Here is a 12,277-nt window from a genome sequence, read left to right on the forward strand (position 1 = left end):
TAGTACTACTTTTTTGAACTTTCCTACCACTAAAATCATACTTTTTTGTCACAAAATGTATTGTATAATTAAATCAATGTGAGATATACATTTTAGGATCAATTCGAGAAAGGGTGAAAAAAGTATGAACAAGTTACCAAAAAAAGCACTTAGTTTTGTTACGACATGTGCTATGACCTTATCTTTGGCAAATCCAATGCTAATGGTGGCAGCCGAAGAAGTAACAAATAAAAATGAAAGTTCAGTAATGCAAGCAGCAGCTACTGAAAGTAAATGTAATCTAGCGTCATTAAGCGTCAAAAACCAAACATTATCACCTGAATTTAGCGCTGATGTACTAGACTACAATATAGCGGACTTGCCTTATTCAACAAATTCTATAACAGTCAATGCCACAGCTGAAACTGAAGGCTCAACAGTAAAAATAACTTATACAAATTACAAAGGTGAAGAAAAGACAGCATCTTCTTCAGGATTAGTAAGCAATTTAAAATACGGTAAAAACGTAATAAACGTCGCTGTAACTTCAGAGGATGGCTCAGAAACAAAGGTTTACACTATAACATTTAACAGAAAATCTGCATTAGCTTCAATTACTGCAACTGTAGATTCAAAGGATTTAGTCTTAACACCTAGCTTCAAAAGCAGTGTAAATGATTATGAAGCTACTATAGCTAAAGGATCAAAATCTGTTTTAATAAAAGCAACTGCTAGTGTAGTTAGCGATTACAATACTATAAAAGTAAATGGACAAGTTCTTTCTGAAGATGGCGTAAGTATAGACTTAAACGGTTCTACTAATAATATAGAAGTAACTATCACAGGAGACGACCAAAAAGGTGAAAATACTTATAATTTAACTATAAAAGAAGTAGAATCAGCATCTCTAAATGTAAACTGCGATGTAGATGGTGCTGTAGTTAGACTGATAGATCCTAATGGAGATGAAGTCAGTGGAAATGGAAAATATACAGGATTGCTTTCTGATTCAACATATACTCTATTAGTATTAAAATACGGTTATATAACTCATAAAGAAGAAATAACAGTTAATGCAGGAGAACAAACAAAGGATATAACTTTAGAAAAAGCGCCTGCTAGTACTTTACAAGAAGTAACTTCTCAGTGGAAAAACTTCAGAGGTAACGATGAAAATATGGGTATAACAAATGCAAAAACACCTAGAAATTCATCAGAATCAACTATAAAATGGACTGCTAAATTAGGTAGTGGTTGGACAGCAGCTCCAAGTGTACAAATTGAAGTCGACGATTCTATAGTTGTCATGTCAGGTAAAAAGATATACAAATTGAGTAAAGAAGATGGATCAGTGTTAGCAAGTGGCGATATGGTAAACTCACCAAGCTATGGCTATACACCTCCAATTTACACTAATGGTATGATAATAGCACCTTTAGGTTCAGGTACAGTTCAAGCATTTAATGCTAAGACATTAGAATCACTTTGGGTAAGTGAATCATTTGGAGGACAAGCATTATCTCCAATAGCTTCTGATGATGGATATGTATATTTAGGATTCTGGAATAGTGAAGTCAAAGACGCTGATTTCGTTTGTCTATCAACTACAGATGAAGATACAACTCAAACAAATGAAACTAAATACGCATCTTGGAAATTTACTGTAAAAGGTGGATTCTATTGGGCAGGAGCCTATATAACAGGAAATAACGTCATAATAGGTACTGACGATGGAGAAAGTGGATATCAAGGAACTGGTCACCTTTACAGCTTAAATAAAAATACAGGAAAAGTAGTAGACTCTATAGAAGTAATAGGCGATCAACGTTCTACAATTTCTTATGATAAGGCTTCAGATAGAATTTTCTTCACAACTAAAGCAGGATACCTATACTCTATGAAAGTAAATGCTGACGGAACTTTTGATAAATCTACTTTAAAATCTAAACAAATGGATGGACAATGTACAAGTACACCAGCTGTATATAATGGAAGAGTTTACATAGGAACAGGGACTTTAACTGGTGGAGGAAAGGTAGTAGTAGCAGATGCAAGCACATTAGAAATTATCTACGAAGCACCATTACAAGGATATCCTCAAGCTTCAGTGCTTATATCTACAGCTTATGCAAAACAAGAAAATGGAAAAGTTTACGTATATTGCACATATAATAAAACTCCAGGAGGAATAACTGTACTAGAAGATTCTCCAGGACAAACAGAAGCTAAATACAGCGAATTAATTGAATTACCAAGTGATTTACAACAATACTGTATAGCAAGTCCTATATGTGACAGCGACGGAACTATATACTACAAAAACGACTCAGGAAATGTAATAGCTATAGCTAATACTAATAAGAGCGTAGATGTAACATTTGATGCCGATAACGGAAGTGAAGCAGTAGTTAAATCAGTTTCAAAAGATCAAGCTTTAGAATACACTCCAGAAAACCCAACTAAAGAAGGCTATACATTTGTAGGATGGTACTCTGACACTGACGATATAACTACTAAATATCAATCAGGTCAAAAATACACTGAAAATGTAACATACAAGGCTAAATGGGCTCACGTAGAAATGCTTGGAGCACAAGTAAAAGCAGTAGTAAATGATAAGAGTGGTATAAGATTTGGAACAAAAATCTACAATGATGGAGATGAAATAGTAGAAAAAGGAACTCTAATACTTCCAGCTAAGCTACTTGCAGATGGAGAAACTTTAAATCTAGATACTCCTAAAGCTGCTAAATCAGAAGCAAAAGTTGTATATGAAAAAAATGAAAAAGAAAATTATGAAACTTATTTAGGAACATTAGTAGGTATACCAAGTACTCAATTTGATACAGAAATAACTGCAAGCTCTTACGTTACATATAAAGACAAACAAGGACACGTTTACACAGTTTATTCTCCATATAAAAATGGTTCAACATCAGTAAGTAAATTACATAAATAGATTTATTAAAAAAGTTCTACTACATTGTGTAAAAAGTTCTACTACTTTATTTACAAAAAGTAGTAGAACTAAAGATTATACTTACAAAAAATAAATATAATGATACAATAATAGAGAAATAAAAAAGCTTTTATTTTAAATTATTTTTAGGGAATTAATTGGCCAAATTGAAATAAAAGCGAAGTCATAATTAAAACGCTAACTCTTGTGTAATTAAAAATTAAATTCAAACAAATCTCACATAAACGGAAGTCAGATTATAAATCTACTTTCCCTAAAATTAATTCCCTATTTTTTATATGAACTTTAAAGACCTCGAGACTAGAGGTCTTTTTTAGACTATATAAAATTATAGAAAGTAGTAGAACTTTTGCAAAAAAGTGCTACTACTTAAAAGTAGACTTTTCTTACACCAAATCTATTGTACAATTAAGTAAGTATATAATTAAAAAAATAAAATCTTTTGAGAGAAAATTATTATATTAAGGGGTGAATGAATTGTTTAAAAAAATATGTACAATATTTCTTTCTTTTGTCGTAATAATTGGATTTATATTTTCAAACAGTATAAATTCTTATGCATATAACCAAGAAAAGATAGAGAAATACATAAATGAAACAGCTAGTTTAATGTACAAAACTATACCTGAGCCTACTGTAGCTAGTATAGGAGGTGAATGGACTGTACTTAGCTTAGCTAGAAGTGGAGTGAAAATACCAAAAAGCTATTACGACGATTACTACAAAAGAGTAGAAAAAACTTTAAAGGATTGCAATGGACAGCTTCATAGGATTAAGTATACAGAGTATTCTAGGGTAATACTAGCACTTACAGCTATGAATAAAGATGTAACTGATGTAGCTGGATACAACCTACTTGAATATTTAACTGATTTAGACAATGTCAAGAAGCAAGGCATAAATGGACCGATTTTTGCACTTATAGCATTTGACAGTGGAAATTACAAAATACCACAAAAATCAGGTGTAAACGATCAAGTTACTAGACAAAAACTAATCGACTTTATATTGAGCAAGGAAATTCATAAAGGTGAAAAAGATGCAGGAGGATGGGCGCTTAGTGGAAATGATCCAGACCCTGATATTACTTTTATGGCATTACAAGCTTTATCTAATTACACTGATCAAGAAGAGGTTAAGGAAGCTGTAAATAGAGCGTTAAAGGTAATGAGTAAGAAACAATTATCTACAGGAGCTTTCGATTCTTGGGGAACTATGAACTGTGAAAGTACAGCACAAGCTATAGTGGCTTTAACTGCTCTGGGCATAGATGTAAACAGTGATTCTAGATTTATAAAGACAGATTCTAAAGGAAATAAAAACACTGTCATAGATGGTATGTTGTATTTTTACTGCAAGGGCGGTGGATTTGCACACGTATTAGAAGGCTACGACGGCGGTGGAGGAGCTGGAACAGGACTCAATTTAATGGCTACAGACCAAGGAATGTACGCTTTAGTAGCATATAATAGATATTTAAAAGGTCAAAATAAATTATACGATATGACAGATGCTAGCAGTACTTTTTCTACAGGTTCTAATCCTGATTTAAATGGAAAAGACGACAATGACGACAATCAAAATAACAATAACCAAAATAATAATAACAATAATCAAAATGACAACAATAACAGTAATAATACAAATAGAAATAACCAAAACACAAATAGAGGTACAAAAGTAGACAGTCGAGGAAACACAACATATACATCTAAAGTTGGAAACAAGAGTATAAAGATAACTGAAAACAAAAGCGCAACTATAAGCATAAAGACAATATACACTGGTGAAAAAGATGGTCTAATACCTGAAAAGAAAAAATGTGTGGTAATTGAATTTAAAGAAAAGGAAAAAGAACAAATAGTTGAATTCAAACTATCTAAAAATAAAAAACAATACTTGTATTATTCACAAGAATTGTCAGATAAGAGCAATACTCCTACATATATAGCTTTATTTGATACATCTGTTAAGAAGGAAGATTTATTAAAAATAGACAACTATGAGTTTCATAAAATAGAGGAAGCTAAAGTCGATAAAAATGCTTCAGATGAAGATAAAACAGGGGAAAATAATTCATCAGATACAGTATCTCTAAATCAAAGAACTCCAGATGATGCTATATCACAAAATAAAAATGACACACAAGCTCAAGAAGCAGATTATACAAAACCAGAAAAATACGAAATAACATTTGGCGATGTAAATGGAGATAAGGTAGTAAATGCACAAGATGTTTTAGATGTTCAATCAATACTATCAGGAAAATTAGATTTAACTGATGAAAGACAAATAATAGCTATAAATGTATCTATGGACTCTAAAATCGATAACGGAGATATAGATCAAATAATGAATAATTTCTTATCAAAATCTGAATATACAATTTGCAAGATTTGGGACGATAATAGCGAAAAAGACAAAGTTAAAGTAAATAACTAGGGAGGAGAACATGAAATTAAGCAAACAAAAAATAACTGCTATTGCTGTAATACTTTCTCTCGTAGTAGTTGGAATAGTTTATGGTATTGGCGTAAAATCAAAACAAGAGCAAGTAAGTAATACTGTAAAGCAAGAAGATGAAAATCAAGAGGTAGCTTTATTATTAGAATACGACAAGGATTTAGCCGCAAATTCTCAAGAAGAAATAGTGATTCCAGTAAAATTATCATATCTACCTTCAGGTGTTTACCCTTCAGCTAGTATAAGTATAGAATTTGATAAGGAAAAACTAGAGTTTACAGGAATCGATAAGGGTACAATTAAGGATTTTAGCAATCAGGTGCCTGCATGGAATGTAGATGTAGATGCAACTAATAAATCTGGAGTTGTAAATGCTATGTACTTAGATAAATCAGGTGGTAAAAATTCATATTACAAATCTGGATTTGAAAAGGGAACAAAAGATACAATTTTAAACTTAAAATTTAAATTAAAAGACGCAGCAAAATCAAAGGATATACTTCATTTAAATATAGCCGATGCAGTATTTGCAACAATAAATGGAGATACAGACAACAGCAGTCTTTCAACATTAAAAAATACTATGAAAAATAAAAACTTAATGATAGAAATAAAATAAAGGGGTGAGTTATATTGAAAAAAATAACAAGAAAAATAATTTCACTTGTGATGTGCTTTTTACTAGCTATATCTGTCGTTGGGTGTAGCAGTGTAACAGTTAAAGAGGACACTAAATCTTCAACTGACAACAGTACAATACCAGAAAATGGTATAGTATCAGAGGAAGTTTTTAAAGAGCTAAAAGACAGTGGAGATATGAAATTATTCAATGGGGAAAATAAAGAATTTACATATCAATGGATGTTTATGGGAACAGATATAAGTTCTCCTAGAGATCTAAATTTAAAAGTAGAATCTGCTAGTACAGATACTGATTTAGTAAAAAAAGAATCAAAATCAGATAAGGTCTATGGATTTAAATTCGCAGAAGATACCAGTTTAGATTCGAAGACAGCTCTATCTATTATATATAAGGACGACTTAGGATGTACAGCGGCTGATATTTATCAAGTTGAAAACAACAAGCTTAAAAAAATAACTAGTGCCACTGTTGAAACTTCAGAAGGAACAACTTTTAATTTTAGTATAAAAGACAGAGCAGGCGAATTTTATATAGTAGGTAGTGACCCTAAACAAGCTGCAATAGATGCAGATGACGACTCATCATCTAGTACAAGTTCTAGTAAAAGAGAACAATTAGCCGAAAAAAGTGAAAAAGTAAAACAACAACTTGGAATCTATACATCAACAGGTACTCCTAACAAAGATGGAAAAGATAAATATTTAACTGATCCAACTCCTGCAGGTAAACCAAAACCAGTAGAATGGAATGAAAAAGGCAACGAAGTAGATAAAAGTAAAGTCGGAGGATACTGTACTTTATCTATAACATGTAAGACTTTATTAAAGCCAGAAAACAAAAAAGTAGCTATTTCAAATGGTAAAGAAGATATGATACCTTCAGATGGTGTAATATACAAGACTAAAAAGGTTAAATTCTATAAAAATGAATCAGTATTCGATGTACTTTTAAGAGAAACTAAAGCCAATAAAATTCATATGGAATATGTCATGACCCCAGCATATAACAGTAATTACATAGAAGGAATTCACAATTTATACGAATTCGATGGAGGAGAATTAAGCGGATGGATGTACAGTGTAAATGGATGGTTCCCTAATTACGGCTGTAGTAGATATAAGCTTAAGGATGGAGACTCTATAAAATGGGTATATACTTGTGATTTAGGTAGAGATGTAGGCGACAATTCAATGAGCAAATAATATCGATAACAAATTGGAATTATTGACATAAAATAACAACAATGATAAAGTAAATATATAGATAAAAACTAAGCAAATTATAGGTTTAAATACTAACTTATAGTTTGCTTAATTTTGTAGAATTTACTACGAAATTTTAGAAACATATTTATTTTAGTTAGAGATTTGTTTTGAGATTTTAATTAGGTAGGGGTAAATATTTTCAGAGGACAAGTAGTTTAATAAGCCGCAAAATTAGCGAGAAAGGAACAAATTGCTCATGAATGTATTAGCTATTTTAGAATCTGATATTATAAAAAACGTAATAGAAGACATTTTAACCGATGAGATGGCGATTGAAGAGATAAAAGTAGTAAAGCCAACATTTGATTTAAACAAAATCGATTATGAAGATATCGGTATGATTATTATAGACCTAAGAAATGATTATGAAAAAATAGTTAGCTATATTGAAGATGTTAAAGAAAATTATTCTCAAATCAAAGTTATAGTAATTGATGTGAGAAAAAGATTGGATTTATTTAAAAGACTCGTAAAATCTAGTATAGAAGGTTATATAGTAGACATCCTAGATAGGGATGAGTTTGCATACATTATTCACAAAATTATTGTAGGCAAGAAATTTTACGATTTAGATTTGCTTGAGGAATCACTCAAAGAAAATAAAAATGGAAAAGATAGGCTTACTATTAGGGAAAATGAGATTTTAGATTTAGTCGGCAAGGGGTTTAATAATAAAGAAATAGGTCAGAAGTTATTTATAACAGAAAATACTGTCAAAAAACATGTCAGCAGTATTTTTACAAAATTAGGTTTTAAAAGCAGAAAAGAAGTTATTTCTTATTTAAAAAAAAAAGACAATATGTATTTTTAAACTAAGGTTCGCCTTAGTTTTATTTTTTTGTCTAATTTTAAACAAAATATAAATTAAAAAACATTAAAAGTAGTATGATTTACCACTTAAAGTAGTAGAACTTACGTAGAAAGTAGTACTACCAAAGACTATACTTTTTGAGTGCTTTTTATGAGATATAATATAGAAAAAGGGAAATAAGGAGGAAAAATCTTGATAAATTCATTTAAATCGTATCATCCATTAGTGAATTTCTACTATTTTTTTGTAGTTATATTATTTAGTATGTTTTTTATGCATCCTATACTTTTGATTATATCTTTTGTATCGTCATTTATATATTCGGTGTATTTAAATGGCAAAAAAGCTCTTAAATTCAACATATTATATATGGTGCCTTTTTTAGTTTTTGCAGCAGTGATAAATCCTGCATTTAGCCACCAGGGGGTAACAATAATCGCTTATTTTAGCACAGGAAATCCTTTGACTTTGGAATCTATAGTATACGGTGTGGCTTCTGCTATGATGTTTACTTCAGTTATATTTTGGTTTTCTTGTTACAACGCCGTTATGACATCTGACAAGTTTATATACCTATTTGGTAGAATTATTCCTGGATTGTCTTTGATTTTTTCTATGGTGCTTAGATTTGTACCTAAGTACAAAGCTCAAATCAAGGTTATTTCTAATGCACAAAAATGTATAGGGAGAGATGTTTCAAATGGAAATATAATAAGAAAGGCTAGAAATGGAATTAAGATAATATCTATCATGATAACCTGGGCTCTTGAAAATGCTATAGAGACAGCTGATTCTATGAAATCTAGAGGGTATGGTCTAAAGGGAAGAACTAGCTTTTCAAACTACAGATTTGATAATAGAGATAAAATAGCTTTTGGAATAATGGTATTTTTTACATTAATAGTTATAATAGGAGCTTTTCAAGGAAGAAATTCTATGCAATATTTTCCAAATATGCAGCTGTTGAAGATAACTGGTTTTAGTGTGTTTGAGTATTGCTGTTACTTTTTTCTTTGCATTACACCTATAATTATGGAAATCATGGAGGAGATAAAATGGAGACATTTACAATTAGACAATTAGACTTTTCATATCCAAATATGAAGAAGAAGGCTCTTAAAAAAATAGATTTGAGTATAAATGAAGGTGAATTTGTAGTTATTTGTGGAAAATCAGGATGTGGGAAAAGTACGCTTATGAGACATCTAAAAACTGTTCTTACTCCTTTTGGAAAAAGAGAGGGAGAAATTTACTTCAAAGGTGTAAATTTAGACGATGTAGACGATAGAACTCAAGCATCTCAGATAGGATATGTTTTGCAGAGTCCAGAAAACCAAATAGTCACAGATAAGGTATGGCATGAACTTGCATTTGGACTTGAAAGCTTAGGATATGATAATAAGACAATTAGACTTAGAGTAGCTGAAATGGCGAGCTTTTTTGGGATACAGACTTGGTTTATGAAAAACGTGACTGAGCTATCTGGAGGACAAAAGCAGCTTTTAAATCTTGCCTCTATTATGACTATGCAACCAGATGTTCTTATTTTAGATGAACCTACAAGCCAACTAGACCCAATTGCTGGTAGTGAATTTTTAAAAACTATAAAGAAGATAAATGACGAACTTGGGACTACGATTATAATTTCAGAGCACGATTTAGAAGAAGTATTTCCAATGGCAGATAGAGTAATCGTGATGGATCAAGGCAAGATAATAATAGACGACGAGCCTAGAAATGTAGGCTCAAAGGTAAAAAGATTAAATCCAGATATGTTTGAAGCTATGCCTACACCAGTGAAAATAGCGTCATTATTAGGTACTGATAAAACTCCTATTACAGTAAAAGAAGGCAGAAAGTTTATAGAAAGCTTATATGAAGATCAAAAGCCTGAGTTTGTAAGGGTAGAAGATAGTAGAGAGCTTGAACAAAAAAATAACAATACAGATGAAATCGCAGTTAAAATGAAAGACGTGTGGTTCAAATACGAAAAAGACGGCAAAGACATCGTAAGGGACTTGAGTTTTGAAGTCAAAAAGGGAGAATTCTTCTGTCTAGTTGGAGGAAACGGTACAGGAAAAAGCACGACTGTATCACTTATAAACGGAATAAACAAGCCTTATAGAGGAAAAATCGAACTTTTCGGTAAGAAGATAAGCAAATATAAAAATAAAGAATTGTTCGAGAACAATCTAGGAGTATTGCCACAGGATCCACAAGCTCTATTTGTCAAAAAGACAGTTAGAGAGGATTTGATGGAGATTTTATCAGGAAGAGGGATAAAAAAAGCAGACAAAATTGAGAAGGTAGAAAAAATTGCAAAATTAATAGAGATAGAAGATTTATTAGAACAACATCCATATGACTTAAGTGGTGGCGAACAACAAAGAGCGGCACTGGCAAAGGTGTTGCTACTTGAACCAAAGCTTTTAATATTAGATGAGCCTACAAAAGGTTTAGATGCTGGATTTAAGATAAAATTTGCTCAGATAATAGAACAGCTTCTAAAAAAAGGTGTAACTATAATCATGGTTTCACATGATATAGAATTCTGTGCTAGATTTGCTCATAAATGTGCTTTATTTTTCAATGGAAACATAGTTACATCAAATACACCTAATAAATTCTTCAGCGGAAATAATTTCTACACTACTGTGGCAAATAGAATGACAAGACAGGTATTTGAAAATGCAATAACATGTGAGGATGTGATAACTTTATGCAAAGCGAATCAACACAAAGCACAAAAAACACTAGCTTAATAGATGAAATATACGACGAGATATTGCTAAAAGAAGCTGAAGCAAAAAATAAAAAATACAATGAAAATAACTATATAAACGACGGAGCTAGTTTAGTAATTAATGGCAAAAAGGTGTACAGGGCTTCTGAAAAAAAACAAGAAAAAAAGAAAAGATCTAGTAGGTATTATTATACTAAGAGCAGAGATAAAGCGAGAAAAAAGACTTTAAAGGATACAAAGCTAAGTAAAAGAACATTAATGGCGACATTTATGATACTTGTAGTTATTCCGATTATAATATTTTTAGGTATAACTTTAGGAAACGATAGAAAATACTATATAGTTAGCTTAGGTATAATCGTATGCACTATGATACCATTTTTCATGGTATTTGAGGATCGTAGGCCTCAGGCGAGGGAGCTCATAATAATAGCAGTTTTATCGGCTATAGCAGTAGCTGGTCGTGCAGCGTTTTTTATGCTACCTCAATTTAAGCCAGTTGTAGCTATAGTTATAATTTCTGCGGTGTGTTTCGGGGCTGAAGCGGGATTTTTGGTAGGAGCTATGACGGGATTTGTATCGAATTTTTTCTTCTCTCAAGGACCGTGGACACCTTGGCAGATGTTTAGTTTCGGCATAATCGGGTTTATTGCAGGTATATTATTTAAAAAAGGCAAATTAGAAAAGAGAAGAATAAGCCTTTGTATTTATGGAGGACTTGCTACTTTCTTTATTTACGGATTTTTATTAGATACAGCTACATGGATTATGTTTCCACAGGGAAATACAACTTTAGCTTCAATTATACCGATATATTTAAGTGGCGTTCCCTTTAATATTATACATGCAGCTGCTACCGTTATTTTCTTAGCTGTAATAAGCAAGCCTATGATTGAAAAATTAGACAGGATAAAGGAAAAATATGGTCTTATAGAGCCTTGACAATTATTAGACAAAAAAGTAGTAGAAAGTAGTAAAAAAGTAGTAGAACTAGTAGTATTTTAGTGTAATCATTTTGTCAGTTTATTGATAATTAAGCCTATAAAAATTATAATCAAAAAAGAATAAAAAATTATAAGGAGTGAGTTGAGTGAAAAAAAAGTGTAGTGTTTTTAAAAAAATAATATCTATGATGATGGCATTTTTAATGGTATTGTCAGTTGTGTTTATATCTCCAAAGAAAGTAGATGCGGCTACACCAAAGGGATATGTAACTCTATGTATGGAAAAATTCACTTTGGGATTAGGTTACATTATAGAGCCTGTTAAAGTTCCTTTTTATCAAGGTGATAATGGCGCAGATATAATAACTAGAGCAATGGATGATTATGGATATGAGTACAAATATAATGGATCAATAAACGATACATCTGGGGTTGTAGGAAGTACTTTC

General features: G+C 31.4%; 9 protein-coding genes. All 9 read left to right on the forward strand.

From position 1 onward, the window contains the following. The first annotated feature begins 124 nt into the window (after positions 1-124). The gene (locus MR593_RS04070) at positions 125-2,938 is read left to right on the forward strand and encodes a cadherin-like beta sandwich domain-containing protein (protein WP_290687134.1); all 2,814 of its coding nucleotides are present in this window, start codon (positions 125-127) and stop codon (positions 2,936-2,938) included. 498 nt (positions 2,939-3,436) lie between these two features. Next, entirely contained in the window at positions 3,437-5,401 is a 1,965-nt protein-coding gene (locus tag MR593_RS04075) for a hypothetical protein (protein ID WP_290687135.1), read from the forward strand. Positions 5,402-5,411: 10 nt separating this feature from the next. After that, positions 5,412-6,041 carry a cohesin domain-containing protein gene (locus MR593_RS04080; RefSeq protein WP_290687136.1) on the forward strand — a complete coding sequence of 210 codons (630 nt, stop codon included), beginning with the start codon at positions 5,412-5,414 and terminating at the stop codon, positions 6,039-6,041. Between the two features lie 14 nt (positions 6,042-6,055). After that, positions 6,056-7,267, forward strand: a complete 1,212-nt coding sequence (locus MR593_RS04085; RefSeq protein ID WP_290687138.1) for a DUF4430 domain-containing protein — start codon at positions 6,056-6,058, stop codon at positions 7,265-7,267. A 259-nt stretch (positions 7,268-7,526) separates the two neighbouring features. Continuing rightward, entirely contained in the window at positions 7,527-8,141 is a 615-nt protein-coding gene (locus MR593_RS04090; protein ID WP_290687140.1) for a helix-turn-helix transcriptional regulator, read from the forward strand. A 192-nt stretch (positions 8,142-8,333) separates the two neighbouring features. Continuing rightward, a complete protein-coding gene (locus MR593_RS04095) occupies positions 8,334-9,224 on the forward strand; it encodes an energy-coupling factor transporter transmembrane component T (RefSeq protein ID WP_290687141.1) in 891 nt (296 codons plus the stop codon). Further along, a complete protein-coding gene (locus tag MR593_RS04100) occupies positions 9,197-10,903 on the forward strand; it encodes an ABC transporter ATP-binding protein (protein ID WP_290687142.1) in 1,707 nt (568 codons plus the stop codon). Before MR593_RS04095 ends, MR593_RS04100 begins: the two co-directional genes overlap by 28 nt. Beyond that, positions 10,861-11,826: an ECF transporter S component gene (locus MR593_RS04105; RefSeq protein WP_290687143.1), complete on the forward strand. Its 966-nt coding sequence runs from the start codon at positions 10,861-10,863 to the stop codon at positions 11,824-11,826. The genes MR593_RS04100 and MR593_RS04105 overlap by 43 nt, the downstream gene beginning before the upstream one ends. Before the next feature lie 148 nt (positions 11,827-11,974). Beyond that, on the forward strand, positions 11,975-12,277 hold a 303-nt coding region (locus tag MR593_RS04110; protein WP_290687144.1), incomplete at its 3' end, for a hypothetical protein.

Source organism: Intestinibacter sp. (assembly GCF_022780145.1).
Lineage (GTDB): Bacteria > Bacillota > Clostridia > Peptostreptococcales > Peptostreptococcaceae > Intestinibacter.